This window comes from Burkholderia sp. Bp8994, assembly GCF_003853805.1.
In the GTDB taxonomy this organism is placed as follows: Bacteria; Pseudomonadota; Gammaproteobacteria; order Burkholderiales; family Burkholderiaceae; genus Burkholderia.
On record NZ_QTQH01000024.1, the window covers coordinates 93,685 to 108,939 of the forward strand.

At 65.6% G+C, this 15,255-nt stretch carries 18 protein-coding genes; 9 read left to right on the plus strand and 9 right to left on the minus strand.

The window, feature by feature from the left end; translation table 11 throughout:
- Positions 1-34: 34 nt before the first annotated feature.
- From DIE04_RS24905 to DIE04_RS24930, 6 genes are all read left to right on the plus strand, one after another.
- Positions 35-625, plus strand: a complete 591-nt coding sequence (locus DIE04_RS24905; protein ID WP_044844655.1) for an NUDIX domain-containing protein — start codon at positions 35-37, stop codon at positions 623-625.
- 136 nt (positions 626-761) lie between these two features.
- Positions 762-1,184 carry a DUF1178 family protein gene (locus tag DIE04_RS24910; RefSeq protein WP_006756910.1) on the plus strand — a complete coding sequence of 141 codons (423 nt, stop codon included), beginning with the start codon at positions 762-764 and terminating at the stop codon, positions 1,182-1,184.
- Positions 1,185-1,238: 54 nt separating this feature from the next.
- Positions 1,239-2,435 carry an acyl-CoA dehydrogenase family protein gene (locus tag DIE04_RS24915; protein WP_124522494.1) on the plus strand — a complete coding sequence of 399 codons (1,197 nt, stop codon included), beginning with the start codon at positions 1,239-1,241 and terminating at the stop codon, positions 2,433-2,435.
- 19 nt (positions 2,436-2,454) lie between these two features.
- Positions 2,455-3,588 carry an acyl-CoA dehydrogenase family protein gene (locus DIE04_RS24920; protein WP_124522496.1) on the plus strand — a complete coding sequence of 378 codons (1,134 nt, stop codon included), beginning with the start codon at positions 2,455-2,457 and terminating at the stop codon, positions 3,586-3,588.
- Positions 3,589-3,622: 34 nt separating this feature from the next.
- Complete coding sequence (locus DIE04_RS24925) at positions 3,623-4,084, plus strand: MaoC family dehydratase (protein WP_044844653.1); 462 nt, start codon at positions 3,623-3,625, stop codon at positions 4,082-4,084.
- Positions 4,081-4,557, plus strand: a complete 477-nt coding sequence (locus tag DIE04_RS24930; RefSeq protein WP_124487235.1) for a MaoC family dehydratase — start codon at positions 4,081-4,083, stop codon at positions 4,555-4,557. The genes DIE04_RS24925 and DIE04_RS24930 overlap by 4 nt, the downstream gene beginning before the upstream one ends.
- A gap of 51 nt (positions 4,558-4,608) precedes the next feature.
- Here the strand turns inward: DIE04_RS24930 and DIE04_RS24935 are convergent, their stop codons facing one another.
- Both DIE04_RS24935 and DIE04_RS24940 read right to left on the minus strand, forming a co-directional pair.
- Positions 4,609-5,301, minus strand: coding sequence for a glutathione binding-like protein (locus DIE04_RS24935; RefSeq protein ID WP_124522498.1), 693 nt, complete (start codon positions 5,299-5,301; stop codon positions 4,609-4,611).
- Positions 5,302-5,475: 174 nt separating this feature from the next.
- A complete protein-coding gene (locus DIE04_RS24940) occupies positions 5,476-6,267 on the minus strand; it encodes an oxepin-CoA hydrolase, alternative type (RefSeq protein ID WP_124522500.1) in 792 nt (263 codons plus the stop codon).
- A gap of 211 nt (positions 6,268-6,478) precedes the next feature.
- Between DIE04_RS24940 and DIE04_RS24945 the strand changes: the two genes are divergently transcribed.
- On the plus strand, positions 6,479-7,135 hold the full coding sequence (locus DIE04_RS24945) for a glutathione S-transferase (RefSeq protein ID WP_124487238.1): 657 nt from the start codon (positions 6,479-6,481) through the stop codon (positions 7,133-7,135).
- 49 nt (positions 7,136-7,184) lie between these two features.
- Here DIE04_RS24945 and DIE04_RS24950 read toward each other — a convergent pair whose 3' ends face one another.
- Both DIE04_RS24950 and DIE04_RS24955 read right to left on the minus strand, forming a co-directional pair.
- Positions 7,185-8,357 carry a pyridoxal phosphate-dependent aminotransferase gene (locus DIE04_RS24950; RefSeq protein WP_124487239.1) on the minus strand — a complete coding sequence of 391 codons (1,173 nt, stop codon included), beginning with the start codon at positions 8,355-8,357 and terminating at the stop codon, positions 7,185-7,187.
- A 33-nt stretch (positions 8,358-8,390) separates the two neighbouring features.
- Positions 8,391-8,888, minus strand: a complete 498-nt coding sequence (locus DIE04_RS24955; protein ID WP_124487240.1) for a putative toxin-antitoxin system toxin component, PIN family — start codon at positions 8,886-8,888, stop codon at positions 8,391-8,393.
- 57 nt (positions 8,889-8,945) lie between these two features.
- On the opposite strand from DIE04_RS24955, the gene yaaA reads away from it, so the two are divergent.
- Both yaaA and DIE04_RS24965 read left to right on the plus strand, forming a co-directional pair.
- Positions 8,946-9,728 (plus strand): peroxide stress protein YaaA, encoded by a 783-nt coding sequence (gene yaaA / locus DIE04_RS24960; protein ID WP_059703381.1) that lies wholly within the window; start codon positions 8,946-8,948, stop codon positions 9,726-9,728.
- An 88-nt stretch (positions 9,729-9,816) separates the two neighbouring features.
- Positions 9,817-10,971, plus strand: a complete 1,155-nt coding sequence (locus DIE04_RS24965; protein WP_124487242.1) for a M14-type cytosolic carboxypeptidase — start codon at positions 9,817-9,819, stop codon at positions 10,969-10,971.
- Between the two features lie 82 nt (positions 10,972-11,053).
- Here DIE04_RS24965 and DIE04_RS24970 read toward each other — a convergent pair whose 3' ends face one another.
- The 5 genes from DIE04_RS24970 to DIE04_RS29890 all read right to left on the minus strand — a co-directional run.
- Positions 11,054-11,707, minus strand: coding sequence for a BspC domain-containing protein (locus DIE04_RS24970; RefSeq protein ID WP_124522502.1), 654 nt, complete (start codon positions 11,705-11,707; stop codon positions 11,054-11,056).
- A gap of 136 nt (positions 11,708-11,843) precedes the next feature.
- Positions 11,844-12,518 (minus strand): energy-coupling factor ABC transporter permease, encoded by a 675-nt coding sequence (locus DIE04_RS24975; protein WP_044844644.1) that lies wholly within the window; start codon positions 12,516-12,518, stop codon positions 11,844-11,846.
- 75 nt (positions 12,519-12,593) lie between these two features.
- The gene (locus DIE04_RS24980; protein WP_044844643.1) at positions 12,594-13,430 is read right to left on the minus strand and encodes a response regulator transcription factor; all 837 of its coding nucleotides are present in this window, start codon (positions 13,428-13,430) and stop codon (positions 12,594-12,596) included.
- Between the two features lie 209 nt (positions 13,431-13,639).
- On the minus strand, positions 13,640-14,857 hold the full coding sequence (locus tag DIE04_RS24985; RefSeq protein WP_044844642.1) for a DUF2863 family protein: 1,218 nt from the start codon (positions 14,855-14,857) through the stop codon (positions 13,640-13,642).
- Between the two features lie 158 nt (positions 14,858-15,015).
- Positions 15,016-15,255, minus strand: a 240-nt coding sequence (locus DIE04_RS29890; protein ID WP_185500422.1) for a hypothetical protein, incomplete at its 5' end; no start/stop codon positions are given.

Sequence of the window (15,255 nt, forward strand, 5' to 3'; positions counted from 1 at the left end):
GCTTCGGCCGTCGCGCTCATTCTTGGAGCCGCCGATGGCCGAACTACCCAATCACGACGCCGCGCTGACCGAAACCTGCCTCGAGAGCGAGGCGATTTTCGAAGGCTCGTTCCTCAAGCTGAAGCGCGATACCGTCCGTCTGCCGGACGGCAAGCAGGCCACGCGCGAATACGTCCAGCACCCGGGCGCGGTGATGGTGATCCCGCTGTTCGACGACGGCCGCGTGCTGATGGAAAGCCAGTACCGCTATCCGATCGGCAAGGTCATGGCCGAATTCCCGGCCGGCAAGCTGGATCCGAACGAAGGCGCGCTCGCCTGCGCGGTGCGCGAACTGCGCGAGGAAACCGGCTACACGGCACGCGAATACGTGTTCCTGGCCCGTATTCACCCGATCATTTCCTATTCGACCGAATTCATCGACCTGTATCTCGCGCGCGGCCTGACTGCCGGCGAGCGCAAGCTCGACGAAGGCGAATTCCTCGAAACCTTCACGGCGACGCTGCCCGACCTGCAGGAGTGGGTGCGCACGGGCCAGATCACCGACGTGAAGACGATCATCGGCACGATGTGGCTCGACAAGGTGCTGTCCGGCGCCTGGCCGCTGGGTCCGGTCGAGCAGCCCTGACGACGCGTCAGCGGCGGGTGGGGCGCCGCGTTACAATTGGGTGACGCGGTTGCTGGCCGGCCGCGCGATCCTGGTTTAGCACGATCGTTCACAAAAGCGCGTTTTGCGCTACACTCGTCACACGCCCTGATTCAGCATGAAGGTCCTCGATTTACAGTGCCCGCACGGCCATCGGTTCGAAGGCTGGTTCGCTTCCGCCGATGAGTTCGAAGCGCAGTTGTCCCGCAAGCTGGTCGAATGTCCGGTATGCGGGACGACCGAGATCAACCGGATGCCGTCGGCGCCTCGCCTGAACCTGTCGGGCGCGACGCAGGCACAGCCGGCCGATCCGCGTGCGCTGCAGGCGCAGGTGATGCGCGCGCTGCGCGAGGTGCTGGAGAAGACCGAGAACGTGGGCGAGCGCTTCGCCGAGGAAGCGCGGCGCATCCATTACAACGAGGCGCCGGCACGCAGCATTCGTGGCGTCACGACGCCGGAGGATGCGCAATCCTTGGCCGAAGAAGGCATCGACGTGATGCCGCTGCCGATTCCTGCCGCGCTGAAAGAACCGCTGCAATGACGTATGCAGTGTGTCCTTGGCGGCCCGGACGGCCGCGGCCAGGAGACACTGCGCATGGATCTGGATTATTCCCCCGCCGACGACGCGTTCCGCGTGGACGTCCGCGCCTGGCTCGAGGCCAATCTGCCTCACGCACTGCGCGCCAAGGTACTCGATCACAAACGACTCGACCGCGAGGATTTCGCGAGCTGGCACCGGATTCTCGGCCAGCGCGGCTGGTCCGCGCCCGCATGGCCGGCCGAATACGGCGGCCCGGACTGGAACGCGACGCAGCGGCACATCTGGGATGAGGAGTGCGCACGCATCGGCGCGCCGACCGTACTGCCGTTCGGCGTGTCGATGGTCGCGCCGGTGCTGATGAAATACGGCAGCGAAGCGCAGAAGCGCCATTATCTGCCGCGCATTCTCGACGGCACCGACTGGTGGTGCCAGGGCTACTCGGAGCCGGGCTCCGGATCGGATCTCGCATCGCTGCGCACGCGCGCCGAACGCCACGGCGATCACTACGTCGTCAACGGCCAGAAGACCTGGACGACACTCGGCCAGTACGCGGACATGATGTTCTGTCTCGTGCGCACCGATCCGGCGGCGAAGAAGCAGGAGGGCATCTCGTTCCTGCTGATCGACATGAAGACACCCGGCATCACCGTGCGTCCGATCATCACGCTCGACGAGGATCACGAAGTCAACGAGGTGTTCTTCGAGGACGTGAAGGTGCCCGTCGAGAATCTCGTCGGCGATGAAAACCGCGGCTGGACCTACGCGAAATACCTGTTGGGCCACGAGCGCACCGGCATTGCACGCGTCGGCGCGTCGAAGCGCGAGCTCGCATTCCTGAAGCGCGTGGCGTCGAACCAGCGCAAGAACGGCAAGCCGTTGCTCGCCGATCCCGTGTTTGCCGCGAAGATCGCGGCGCTCGAGGTCGAGCTGATGGCGCTCGAGGTGACGGTGCTGCGCGTCGTGAGCCGCGAGACGAGCGGCAAGGGGCCGGGCCCCGAGGCATCGATGCTGAAGATCAAGGGCACCGAGGTGCAGCAGGCGCTCACCGAGCTGATGTTCGAGGCGATCGGGCCGCTCGCCGCGCCATTCGATGTCCCGTTCCTCGAGGGCGAGCGCGAACACAGCAGCGCGGGCGACGACGATGCGGCGCCGCTCGCCGCGTACTACTTCAATTACCGGAAGACTTCGATCTACGGTGGTTCGAACGAGATTCAGAAGAACATCATCGCGCAGATGATCCTGGGGCTGTGATCAGGGAACGGAGACAACCATGGATTTCAGCTTTACCGACGAGCAGCAACAGTTCGCCGACGCGCTGCGCCGTTATCTCGGCGAGCAATACGGTTTCGACGCGCGCCAGGCCATCGTGCGCAGCGAGGCGGGCGTGTCGGATGCACAATGGAGCGCATTCGCGGAGCTGGGCCTGACCGCGCTGCCCGTGCCCGACGCACATGGCGGATTCGGCGGCGGCCCGGTCGACATGCTGGTCGCGATGCAGGAGCTCGGCCGAGCACTCGTGGTCGAGCCGTACTGGGCGACCGCGGTCGGTATCGAGGCGCTGCGCATCGCCGGGTCCGGCACGGGCGACGATGCCGCGCTGCTGGAAGCGGTCGCACAAGGGCAGAAGCGCGTTGCCGTTGCATTCCACGAACCGCGGGCGCGCTACGACCTGTACGAACTCGAAACGCATGCGCGCGAGCATGGCGGCACGTCCCGGCTGACCGGCATCAAGTCGATCGTTCAGCACGGCGCACAGGCCCATGTGTGGATCGTGCCCGCGCGCGTCGACGGCGGCGGAATCGGCCTGTTCGTCGTCGATCGCGATGCCGCGGGCGTGCAGCTCGTCGACTACCGGACGATCGACGGCCAGCGCGCCGCGACGATCGAGTTCAAGGAAACGCCCGCACGGCAGTTGACGGGCGGCGCACGCGATGCGGCCGCACTCGAGCAGATTGCCGATTACGCGACCTTCCTGCTCTGCGCGGAAGCGGTCGGCGCACTCGACGAACTGAACCGCGCGACGGTCGAATACACGAAGACGCGCGAACAGTTCGGCGTGCCGATCGCGCGCTTCCAGGCGCTGCAGCACCGGATGGTCGACATGCTGATTCACGCCGAGCAGGCGCGTTCGCTGACCTACCTGGCCGCCGTGCGTTACGCGGGCGGCGACGCCGACGCGCGGCGCAAGGCGGTGTCGGCCGCGAAGGCGCGGGTCGGCGCGGCCGCGCGCTTCGTCGGCCAGCAGGCCGTGCAACTGCACGGCGGCATGGGCGTGACCAACGAGGTCGCCGCCGCACACCTGTTCAAGCGGCTGTCGATCATCGAGACGACCCTCGGCGACACCGATCATCACCTTGCGCGCATCGCGGCCCTGCCGGATTTCGCGCAGACCGACGCGGCATGACGGCGACGCGCGAGCGCGCTACAGGAGATAGACAGTGGGTATCAGTTACGAAGATCTGGAAGTCGGCAGTACGACCGAAATCGGCCGCTATACGTTCGAACCGGACGACATCAAGGCGTTCGCGCAACGCTACGATCCGCAGCCGTTCCACCTCGACGAGGAAGCCGGCAAGGCCTCGCCGTTCGGTGGACTGGTCGCGAGCGGCTGGCATACGTGTTCGGTGTTCATGAGCCTGCTCATCAAGAAGCTCGGGCCGGATTCGACCAGCATGGGCTCGCCCGGCATCGATTCGATCCGCTGGCTCAAGCCCGTGCGTGCCGGCGACACGATCACGATGTACCAGAAGGTCCACGACAAGCGCGTGTCGGCGAGCAAGCCCGATCGCGGCATCGTGTCGACGGAGTGGATCGGCCTCAACGGTGCCGGCGACACGGTGATCACCGTGCATACCAAGGTGATCTTCGGGCTGCGCCATCCGCAAGGAGCGGGTGCATGACGGACGTGACATTGCCGCTGATCGCGTCGACGCAAGCGCTGCTCGAGCGGGTCGGCGCGGAACCGCTCGCGAGCGGCTGGGTCGAGATCGACCAGCGCCGGGTCGACGGGTTCGCCGACGCGACCGGCGATCACCAGTGGATTCACGTCGATCCCGAGCGTGCGCGGCGCGAGTCGCCGTTCGGCGGCCCGATCGCGCACGGCTTCCTGACGCTGTCGCTGATTCCCGCGCTGATGACCGATGCGATGCGCTTCGAGCAGAAGATGGGCGTGAACTACGGACTGAACCGCGTGCGGTTCCTGAAGCCGGTGCCGGTCGGCGCGCGCGTGCGCGCGCTGTTCGCGGTGAAGGAGGCCGCGCAGGCCGCGCGGGGCGGCGTGCAGGTGACGTGGTCGGTGTCGATGCAGGTCGAGCGTCCGGATGCGCCGTTGCTCGTTTGTTCGGCGGAATTCATTACGCTGCACTACTTCTGATGCGCGCGGCGGCAGCGACGGATGCCGCTGCGTCGCAGGGCGCGCGGTGCTTCAGTGCTTCGCGTATTGCGTCGCGCCGAACAGCATCTCGCGTGCCTTGTCGTCCTGCAGCGGCTTGCGCAGCGACGCGAGTACTTCGACGCCGCGCTGCACGGCGGCACGCGCGGCAATGGCTTCATGCCAGCGCTTCACGTTCGGCAGTTCGTCGAGCACGATGCCCTGGTTTTGCCACGAACGCGTCCACGGGAACGTCGCAATGTCCGCGATCGTGTACGTGTCGCCCGCGAGATAGGCGGATTCGCCGAGGCGCTTTTCCATCACGTTGTACAGGCGCTTCGCTTCGTTCGTGTAGCGATTGACCGCGTACGCGATCTTCTCCGGCGCATACAGCCGGAAGTGATGCGCCTGGCCGAGCATCGGGCCGACGCCGCCCATCTGGAACATCAGCCATTCGAGCGTCGCGTAGCGTGCGGCTGGCTCGGTCGGCAGGAACTTGCCGGTCTTTTCCGCCAGGTAAATGAGGATCGCGCCGGATTCGAACAGCGAGATCGGCTTGCCGCCGGGGCCGTCCGCGTCGACGATCGCGGGGATCTTGTTGTTCGGGCTGATCTTCAGGAATTCGGGCTCGAACTGGTCGCCCGCACCGATATCGACCGGATGCGCACGATACGCGAGGCCTGTTTCCTCGAGCATGATGTGTACCTTGTGGCCGTTCGGGGTCGCCCAGCTGTAGACGTCGATCATCGTCAACTCCTTTATTGCATGCGCGAAAACGGCGCCGACAGGGCGCCGCGACAGGCGGTCATTAGAGCATGGATCGATGCGGGCTGCAGGCGACGGCAACGTGCGGCCACGCGCCTGCGCGCGCGTGTCGCCGAGGCGGCGGAACCGGCGTTCGAGCGGTGGCCGCGCGCCGGATCAGCGCTTGTAGCGCGGCTGGCGTTTCTCGAGAAATGCGGTAATGCCTTCGAACGCGTCCGCGTGATGCAGTGACGCGACGAAGTGATCGCGCTCGGTGCCGAGGTGCGCATCGAGCGGCTGCGCGGTCGCATCGTCGAGCAATGACTTGATGCGTGTCAGCGCGTTCGGCGAGATGCCGGCAAGCGAGTCGGCCCACGCGAGCGCGTCGGACAGCGCGGCACCGGGCGCGGCGAGCCGGTTGACGACGCCGAGCGCATGCAGGCGTTCGGCCGCGACAGGCTTGCCCTCGAACAGGATTTCGGCGGCGAGCGCACGCGGCAGCGCACGTGCGAGGAACCACGAGCCGCCGCCGTCGGGCGTGAGGCCGACGCGTGCGTACGACATCACGAACTTCGCATCGTGCGCGGCAACGATCAGGTCGCACGCGAGCGCGAGCGAGAAGCCCGCGCCGGCCGCGGCGCCTTCGACGGCCGCGATCACGGGCTTCGTCGTTGCGCGCAGCGCCGTGATCCACGCGCCGAGCTGATCGATGCTGTCGGCCTGGTAGGACGGATCCTTCGAGCGGTTGTCGAGCAGCCGGTTCAGGTTGCCACCCGCGCAAAAGAAGCGATCGGCCCCCGTGAGCACGACCGCGCGAATCGCGGGATCGCGCTCGGCGGTGGCGAGCGCTTCGACGCCGGCCGCATACATGTCGGGATGCAGCGCGTTGCGCGCGCCGGGATTGGACAGCGTGAGGACGAGCGTCGATTCGCTTTCGGGCGGACGCGAGGCCAGCAGTTCAGCACTCATGCGAGTGTGTCTCCATCGAATGGCGGGGTTGCGGCGCCGCATGTTGCGCGGGCTTGCGCGCCTACCCGTGAGGGTGATGCCGCAGCGGATGTATCGTTGTCTTGACGGACGCGAAACTGCTTTAGACTAGCACGAACGTGCTTTTCAGCGCGACGCATCCCGATGCGGCCGGCATCACTGCGGCCGCGCCTCAGCAACGAAGGAGACTCCGATGCTACAGCTGTGCGGTATTCCGTTGTCCAACTATTACAACAAGGTGAAGTTCGTCCTGCTCGAGCATGGCATCCCGTTCGAGGAATCGGCATGCGGTCTGCCGATCAACGATCCGGCACTGCTTGCCGATTCGCCGCTCGGCAAGATTCCGTTCCTGAAGACGGAAGAGGGCGCGCTGTTCGAGTCGCAGGTGATCATCGAGTATCTGGCCGCGCGTTTTCCCGACAAGGCCATTTTCCCGGCCGGGCCGTTCGCGGCCGCGAAGGTGCGCGAACTCGTCGAGACGCTCGAGCTGTATCTCGAATGGACCGCGCGCGAGGTCTATACGGAAGCGTTTTTCGGCGGCAAGGTCAGCGACGGGATGAAGGCGCACGTCGAGAAGCGCCTGCCGCGCGCGATCGATGCGTTCAAGCGGATGACGCAGTTCTCGCCGTACGTGCTCGGTGACACGTTCAGTCTTGCGGACATTGCCGCAGCGATCCACCTGCCGGTGATCGGGATGGCGACGAAGGCCGTCTTCGGCCGCGATTTCCTGCTCGACGCCGGCATCGACTGGAAGGCGCACGCTAAGCTGGTCGGCGAGCGGCCGGCCGCGCAGCGCGTGGCGGCCGATCGCAAGGCCTACGTCGAGGCGGCGAGCGCCGCGCGTTCGTAAGCGCGGTGCGGGCGCGATGTCGTGCCGCGCCCGGCTGCCGAGGCAAGCCTTACAGGCGCGCGAGCCGTTCGAGTGCGGATGCGAGCGTGCCTTCCTGCTTTGCAAAGCAGAAGCGCACGACGCCCGACTCGTGCGGCTCGTGGTAGAACGCCGACACCGGAATCGCCGCCACGCCGATTTCCGATGTGAGCCACTTCGAGAATTCCGCTTCGGGCAGATCGCTGATCGCCGAATAGTCGACGCACTGGAAGTACGTGCCGGTGCACGGCAGCAGCTTGAAGCGCGTGCGCTCGAGGCCGGCGCGGAAGAAGTCGCGCTTCTTCTGGTAGAAGCCGGCCAGCGTCAGGTACGGTGCCGGATCGCGCAGGTAGTCGGCGAGCCCGATCTGCATCGGCGTGTTCACCGTGAACACGTTGAACTGATGGACCTTGCGGAACTCCGCGGTCAGCGCGGCAGGCGCCGCGACGTAGCCGACCTTCCAGCCCGTCACGTGGTAGGTCTTCCCGAAGCTCGACACGATGAAGCTGCGCGCGGCCAGGTCCGGGTAGCGCGCGACGCTCTCGTGCCGCGCGCCGTCGTAGACCATGTGTTCGTACACTTCGTCCGACAGGATCAGCACGTTGGTGCCGCGCACGATCTCCTCGAGCCTGCGCATGTCGGCCTCGCGCCACACGGTGCCGGTCGGGTTGTGCGGCGTGTTGATCATGATCATCCGCGTCTTCGGCGTGATCGCGGCGGCCAGGCGATCGAACGGGATCGCATAGTCGGGCGCTTCCAGCGTGACGAACACGGGTTTGCCGCCGGCCAGTTCGATCGAAGGCAGATAGCTGTCGTAGGTCGGTTCGACGACGATCACTTCGTCGCCGGGATGCACCGCGCACAGGATCGCCGTCAGCAGGGCCTGCGTCGCGCCGGCCGTGACCGTGATCTCGGTGGCCGGATCGTAGCGGCGGCCGTAGACCTGCGCGATCTTGTCGGCGATCGCATCGCGCAACGGCGCGACGCCGGCCATCGGCGGATACTGGTTGTGACCGTTGCGCATCGCGGCCGCGACCGCGTCGACGATGCGCGGGTCGCAGTCGAAATCCGGGAAGCCCTGGCCGAGGTTCACGGCGCCTTTCTCGGCGGCGAGCGCGCTCATCACCGTGAAGATCGTCGTGCCGACGTTCGGCAGGCGCGAGGGGAAAACGGGAGTCGTAGGCATGTCGGTAGGAGCGTTCATCGATACGGTCGCAAGCGGGTGGCGCCGGGCTCGTCAGGCCGGCGTGGTGGTGGGGGCCGACGCGGCATCGAGCGCGCAGGCTTCGGTAAATGGCGCGGGCTGCGCGATCCGGAAGCCGAAGTCGCGTGCGGTGCGCTTCGCGAGCTTGAGCAGCGCACGGTCCTTCGACACGAGCCAGTCGGCCTGCGCGGCGCGCGCGAGCTCGAGAAACTTCTGATCGTCGCGGTCCTTGCACTTCGGCAGCGGCGGCGCGTCGGCGTCGACGGGCGGCGGCTCGACGAGGCGCGTCAGGCGGGCGACGGTCGCGAGCGCTTCGGCCTTGTCGATCGCGCGCGCCTGGAACTGCGGATAGTCGAGCACGAGCTCGAGTTCGTTCAGGCAGCGGCCGTCGATCACGGCGGCCAGCGTGCCGCGTTCGAGCGCAGCCCGGATCGGGCGGGTGGCCGGGTCGTCGAATACGAGTATGTCGATCCAGACGTTCGAGTCGAGCACGACGCGATGTGCGGCATGCGGGGCGAGGGAGCGGGTCATTCGTTACAATCGGTGGTTTTCGTCTGACCGCAAGGCACGGCGTGCCAGCGAGCCTCTATGATAATCGTTCTCTCCCCAGCCAAATCCCTCGACTACGATACGCCCGCCCACGTCCCGTCTTACACGAAGCCTGCATTCGTCGACGATGCGTCGGAACTGATCGACGGCCTGCGCAAGCTGTCGCCGCAGGATATCTCGACGCTGATGGACATCTCCGATCCGCTCGCGCGGCTGAACTTCCAGCGCTACGCGGACTGGTCGCCGACCTTCACGACGGCCAATGCGAAGCAGGCGGTGCTCGCGTTCAACGGCGACGTGTACGAAGGGTTCGATGCCAAATCGCTGTCGGCCGCCGATCTCGACTATGCGCAGCAGCATGTGCGCGTGCTGTCGGGCCTGTACGGGCTGCTGCGCCCGCTCGACCTGCTGCAGCCGTACCGGCTCGAGATGGGCACGCGTTTCGCGAACGCGCGCGGCAAGGATCTGTATGCGTTCTGGGGCGACCGCATCACGCGGGCACTGAACGAGCAGCTCGAGACGCGCAGCGGCGCGGCACGTGTGCTGGTCAACTGCGCGTCGACCGAGTACTTCAAGTCGGTCAAGCCGAAACTGCTGGCCGCGCCGATCGTCACGCCGGTGTTCGAGGACTGGAAGGGCGGCCGCTACAAGATCATCAGCTTCCATGCGAAACGCGCCCGTGGCCTGATGGCGCGCTATATCGTCGAGAACCGCATCTCCGAGCCGGCCGCGCTGAAGGATTTCGCGGTGGAAGACTACGCGTTCGATGCCGCTGCGTCGAACGATTCGACTTACGTATATCGCCGGCGAATCGGCGAGTGACCGAGCCGGCCGTTCACGAGACGGCCGGTGCATGCATGAGGCCGGACACGTGGCAGACCGCCCGCTCCGGTCGCAATTGGAGAGACAGATGACCCTTTCGATCACCAGCAATTTCGACGCAGGCGCCGTCGACGTCGTGTCGTGCGATAGCCCGGACGCGATCCGGCTGCGCATACGTGGCGACAACCGCTCGGAATTCGCGCAATGGTTCTACTTTCGCCTGACGGGCGCGCGCGGCGAGCGGTGCGTGATGTCGTTCGAGAATGCAGCCGAATGCGCGTATCCGTCGGGATGGCGCAACTACAGTGCAGTCGCGAGCTACGACCGGGTCGACTGGTTCCGCGTGCCGACGACATTCGACGGCAAGACGATGACCATCGACCATGCGCCCGAGTTCGACAGCATCTACTACGCGTATTTCGAGCCGTACTCGGAAGAGCGCCATGCGGCGTTCCTCGGCGCGGTTCAGCAATTGCCGCAGGCGAGCGTCGTCGAACTCGGCCGCACGGTCGAAGGCCGTCCGATGTCGCTGCTGACGCTCGGTACGCCGGAAGTCGACGGGGCACCGAAGAAGAAGGTATGGATCATCGCGCGCCAGCACCCGGGCGAGACGATGGCCGAGTGGTTCGTCGAAGGGCTCGTCAAGCGGCTGGCCGGATGGGGCGACTGGGCGGGCGATCCGGTGGCGCGCAAGCTGTACGACCGCGCGACGTTCTACATCGTCCCGAACATGAATCCGGACGGCAGCGTGCACGGCAACTTGCGCACCAACGCGGCGGGTGCGAACCTGAATCGCGAGTGGATGGAGCCCGATGCCGAGCGCAGCCCCGAAGTGCTGGCCGTGCGCGATGCGATCCATGCGATCGGCTGCGACATGTTCTTCGACATTCACGGCGACGAAGATCTGCCGTACGTGTTCGTTGCGGGTTCGGAGATGCTGCCGAGCTTTACCGAGCAGCAGGGCAGGGAGCAGACCGCGTTCATCGAAGCGTTCAAGGTCGCAAGCCCGGATTTCCAGACCGAGCACGGCTATGCGGCGAGCAAGTACAAGGAAGACGCGCTCAAGCTCGCGTCGAAGTACATCGGCCATCAGTTCGGCTGCCTGTCGCTGACGCTCGAGATGCCGTTCAAGGACAACGCGAACTTGCCCGACGAGCGGGTCGGCTGGAATGGCGAACGGAGCGCGGCGCTTGGCGCTGCAATGCTGGCGGCAATCCTGGTGCACGTCGAGACGTTCGCGTAAGCGCATCGTCGTCGATATGAAAAAGCCGGCGCATCGCATGATGTGCCGGCTTTTTGGCTTCTGTCGTTGCCGCTCCGCCGTATCAGGACTTCTTCGCGGTTTTCTTCTTCACGACATTCTTCTGGCCGCTGGATTTTTTCGTTGCGACGGCTTTCTTGCCGGTGCGGCCGGATGCCTTGGCCTTCACCTTGCCGCGGTGTGACTTGCCGTTGAACTTCTTCGTCGACGACGACGGACGCTCGACGCGCGGCTTCAGCGGCGGCACGGGATCGTTCCAGCTGAACGCAAGCATTTGCTGACCGACGTAGCCGCAGCGGAATTTCAGCGGTGTCGGGTCGCTGCCGTCGCTGTGGACGCCGAGGCCATCCACGGTAACGATGTTGTCGACCTTCACGCGCTGCTTGCCCTGATCGAACGAATCGTTCCACGGCGTGATCGTCGCCTTGCCGTTTTCGAACGCGTTCGGCGCGAAGTCGACGCGATCGAAGGCCGACGACGTGCTGGCGATGAAGCTGCCGTGCGCCGCACAATCGGCGACGATCGGATCGGCGTGCATCTCGTTGACGAATTTGTTGATCAGTTCGGAGCGCTGGTCGAGGAGGTCGGCGAATACCGGTGCCGGAAGCGCAAGCGACAGGCCCGCGACACAGGCCGCCAGCTTGCCGAGCGCCCGGAAAATCCGGAGCGAGGCAGGTGAGCTGTCCATCTGGTTATTGGTGAGGAGCAAATGAGGCATCGGGCACGTATAGATGCCCGATGAAGATCAGGAGTTCAATCTTAGCGTAAAAAAGTTGTGCGGCAGTAGGCGTTGCACTCTCCCGCGCTGCGCAAACGGATCGCCGCGCGCACCGCTCGCATCGGGGCCGGCGCGTTCAGGCGCGCGGGCCGCCGAGGCGATAGCGCCGAACGTCGAACGTCGTGACCCACGCCGGACGATAGACAGCGATGAGCGCGGTGGCCATGCCGGTGAACCACGCTTCGCCGAGCGCGAGCAGCGCGGTGTTCAGCAGATAGCCGGCGGGAATCACGACGGGCACGCCGTCCGCGAGCGCGAGCTGGACACCGGCCGCGGCCGCGGCGACCGAGACGATCGCGATGGCCGGTGACAGGAACCCCTGGCCGATGATGAACGATGCGAGGTTGTGCGGGAGCCACGCGATCGCGGCGCGTTGCAGCAACGCGGACACGGCGACCGGTAGCGCGCCGTAGATCAGATAGGTGAGACCGATGCCTTGCCACGGCGCATCGAAGACGATCGCGGCGACGGCCGTGACGGCACCCATCGCGATCAGCGCAAGCGTCCAGTCGAACAGCGTGACGAGCAGCGTCGCGCCGAGCAGGTGCATGACGATGCCATCTTCGAGCCACGCATTCGAGGCCCACAGCACCGTGATCGCAGTGACGAGCGCGAGCCACACGTGCTGGAGCGTTGCGTCCTGCAGCCGGACGAAGGGACGATTCCAGAGCGCGAGCACGAGCAGCGCCACGGCGGCGATCCAGCCACCGATGCCAACCCAGAGCGGAAGCGGTGTGAAAAGAAAACCCATGGGTCCATATTACTCGTTGAGCATCAAAGGTGGGAATCCGCACATGTCGACCGTCGCAATATCGAGACTGTCCGATCAGCGGTCGCGCCGAAACCGCGCCCGCGGTTCGGCCGCGAGCGGCAGGTCGCGAGTGCTGGTGTCCGCGGCAGGCAGCGGGTATGGACGGTCGTTCCGTTGCTTGCGCAGGGGGACCGGGCCGCGTTCGCCGATGACGGGCTTGCTTGCACGATCGCGGTTCGCCAGCAGCACCTCGAGATGGGGCGACAGCCAGCCGTTGTAGATCGCGACTGCGGCAGCGCGGTTTGCCGCGCCCAGCTGCTGGAAGATGCTGGCGAGGTGGATCTTCACGGTGCCTTCGCTGATGCCGAGCGTGCGGGCGATCATCTTGTTGGTGCTGCCCATATGGACGAAGCGCATGATCTGCGCCTGTCTAGGCGACAGGAGGCTGCTTGGCGGGCGGCGCGGCAGCGATCCGGCGAGCGTCTGGAAATGGGCATCGTGACGCGCCGCGGCGGCGGAAGGCAGCAGGCTGAGCGCGATCGGCGGGATGTAATGGCCGCCCAGCAGAACCATTTCGAGCGCCCGCACGATCAGGTGCGGCCGTGTGGAGTGCGGGATCACGCCCGCGACGCCGTAGTTGTAGAAGCGCTGGATGGCCTCCGGCGTGGATTCGTCGATCAGCACCGCGGCGGGCGTCGGCGAGCAGGCGCTGCAGAGCGCCTGGAGTTCGCTGTGCCGCCCGACGTCCAGCCAGTCGATGGCAACGAGGTCGAAACGCTGGGTGCGCAGCAGCCGGCGCGCCTGGAAACCATCGGGTGCATCGTTGATGCGGGCGTGACGGTCGATCTGCCGCAGCAGGGCTTTCAGTCCGTCACGCCGTTCGGCGTCTGAGTTAAGCACCAGGAACCGCATATTCAACCTCCGTAAGGTGAGTCATTGAGCTGCCGTCGGCATGGGGTGGCTCCGATAATGACAAAAACCTTACACGATGTCTGCTTGGCTGAAAGGATTAGGAAAAGTCTGAAATTTCGCGTGAGGGAAATGCGGACGAAAAAAAAGCCGCTCCGGCAGGAACCGGGAGCGGCTTCGTTGGGCAGGCTCAGCGGGCCTGCCTTGCACGATCAGTGAAAGTGCGGCTGGGCGGGCGATGCGTCTTCCGGCATTTCCGCGTGGACGATCTCGCCGAGCGGATCCGCATAGAGCGGCACGCCGCAGTCGTCGCAGTACTCGGGCTCGAAGCGGCCTGCGTGCCGGCGGACGTCGGTTACGCCGCATTCCTTCAACAGACTCACGATCTCCTCGAGCGGCCCTTCGATCGGGGCTTCGCCTTCCAGCGTCGCGCTGTCGATCGACACGTCGCCGTTCTCGCGACCGTACAGCGGCCACACGACGCCATAGATCACGTCGTTGCTGGCACGTCGCGTGAAGCCGACGCGATACTCGTCGATCCGGCGCTCGCCGAAGCCCGCGACCACCGCGCGCAGCTCTTGCGGTGCCGCACCAAGTGTGTCGAAAAGATAACGGATGGCCGTTCGGACCGTGTGCGGACGGATGCGCTCGTCCGCATCGCGGCAGGCCGAGTAGTACGCGTCCGGAAGCAGGCATTCGAACTCGCAGCCGGGCAGGGCAGCCGACAGGTTCGGGCCGCCCTGGGCAGTCCATTGCTCGAGACACTGGCCGCGTTCGATCCGGTTGCCGTGTTCTTCCTCCTGCCAGCGAAACAGCGGTGCGCCGGCCGGCGCGGCGACGACGGCGAGCAGGAAGCGTGGGTCGGCCAGGATCGGTGAGGTTTCGGGCAGGTCGCCGAAGCTGAGCTTGGCTGCGTGCTGGCCGAGCGCCGCGTGTGCGAGCTGCTGGGCGAGCCGATAGGTCTCGACGTGGTGACGCGGCAACTGGTCGATGCTGTACAGGAACGGGGCCAGCCCGACGAGCGTGCCGGTGGCGAGCACGTGCGCCTGCAGGTGCGTGCGCAGTGCGTCGGCGACGTCGCCTTTCAGCGGGCCCGACGGAATCATGTAGCGCGTCCAGGCGAGAACGGGAACGGCGACCAGCAGCGCATCGTACGGCTGGCCGTCGTGTTCGATCACCATCGATTCGCTATGCGTCTCGGCCATGTCGGCGAGCGCGCCATAGGCGTCGGGATGGTTCTGCTGCAGATGGTCGAGTGCTGCGTCGAGCGTGGTCTGGTTGCCGTTGCGAACAATCTTGGCAAGCAGCGCATCGAGCTTCGCTTCCCAGAAGCGATCCTCGATGCGACTGCCCGAGGCGAAGAGCGCAAGCGACAGGCCGACCAGTTTGTCGGCGTCGGGGGGGAGGCGTTTGGCGATTCGCTGGCGCATATTAAATACGTATAGAAAGAGGCGAAGAACCTCACATTCTAGTCCGTTCTTTGCGCCATAAGCGGTCTCGTGCTCCGGCATGGCCGGAAGGCCGAATCGGCGGGGATGAAAGAAAAATCCATCGAACCCCTTGCGCGATTGCCGGCGGGTGCTTAGAATCACGCCTCTTTCGCGCTAACGGAAACGCAGCGCGGGGGAAGAAGGGAAGCGGTGCTGTCGGGCGGGTCGTAGCGGCCTCGGCGGTGCAGGAAGTTGACCCCCAGTCGTCGCAACGAAGCAGTTAAAAAGTTGTTGACGAACTGAAAAAGACGGTTCATAATCTCGCTTCTCTGCTGCTGAAAACGCAGCGCTGCTGAGAAAGCCTCCGGGTCCTCGCAGAAATGCTCTTTAAAAATTAA

Coding starts and splice junctions, on each gene's coding strand:
- DIE04_RS24905 (WP_044844655.1), top strand. CDS start 35: ATGGCCGAACTACCCAATCACGACGCCGCGCTGACCGAAACCTGCCTC.
- DIE04_RS24910 (WP_006756910.1), top strand. CDS start 762: ATGAAGGTCCTCGATTTACAGTGCCCGCACGGCCATCGGTTCGAAGGC.
- DIE04_RS24915 (WP_124522494.1), top strand. CDS start 1,239: ATGGATCTGGATTATTCCCCCGCCGACGACGCGTTCCGCGTGGACGTC.
- DIE04_RS24920 (WP_124522496.1), top strand. CDS start 2,455: ATGGATTTCAGCTTTACCGACGAGCAGCAACAGTTCGCCGACGCGCTG.
- DIE04_RS24930 (WP_124487235.1), top strand. CDS start 4,081: ATGACGGACGTGACATTGCCGCTGATCGCGTCGACGCAAGCGCTGCTC.
- DIE04_RS24935 (WP_124522498.1), bottom strand. CDS start 5,301: ATGATCGACGTCTACAGCTGGGCGACCCCGAACGGCCACAAGGTACAC.
- DIE04_RS24940 (WP_124522500.1), bottom strand. CDS start 6,267: ATGAGTGCTGAACTGCTGGCCTCGCGTCCGCCCGAAAGCGAATCGACG.
- DIE04_RS24945 (WP_124487238.1), top strand. CDS start 6,479: ATGCTACAGCTGTGCGGTATTCCGTTGTCCAACTATTACAACAAGGTG.
- DIE04_RS24950 (WP_124487239.1), bottom strand. CDS start 8,357: ATGAACGCTCCTACCGACATGCCTACGACTCCCGTTTTCCCCTCGCGC.
- DIE04_RS24955 (WP_124487240.1), bottom strand. CDS start 8,888: ATGACCCGCTCCCTCGCCCCGCATGCCGCACATCGCGTCGTGCTCGAC.
- yaaA (WP_059703381.1), top strand. CDS start 8,946: ATGATAATCGTTCTCTCCCCAGCCAAATCCCTCGACTACGATACGCCC.
- DIE04_RS24965 (WP_124487242.1), top strand. CDS start 9,817: ATGACCCTTTCGATCACCAGCAATTTCGACGCAGGCGCCGTCGACGTC.
- DIE04_RS24970 (WP_124522502.1), bottom strand. CDS start 11,707: ATGCCTCATTTGCTCCTCACCAATAACCAGATGGACAGCTCACCTGCC.
- DIE04_RS24975 (WP_044844644.1), bottom strand. CDS start 12,518: ATGGGTTTTCTTTTCACACCGCTTCCGCTCTGGGTTGGCATCGGTGGC.
- DIE04_RS24980 (WP_044844643.1), bottom strand. CDS start 13,430: ATGCGGTTCCTGGTGCTTAACTCAGACGCCGAACGGCGTGACGGACTG.
- DIE04_RS24985 (WP_044844642.1), bottom strand. CDS start 14,857: ATGCGCCAGCGAATCGCCAAACGCCTCCCCCCCGACGCCGACAAACTG.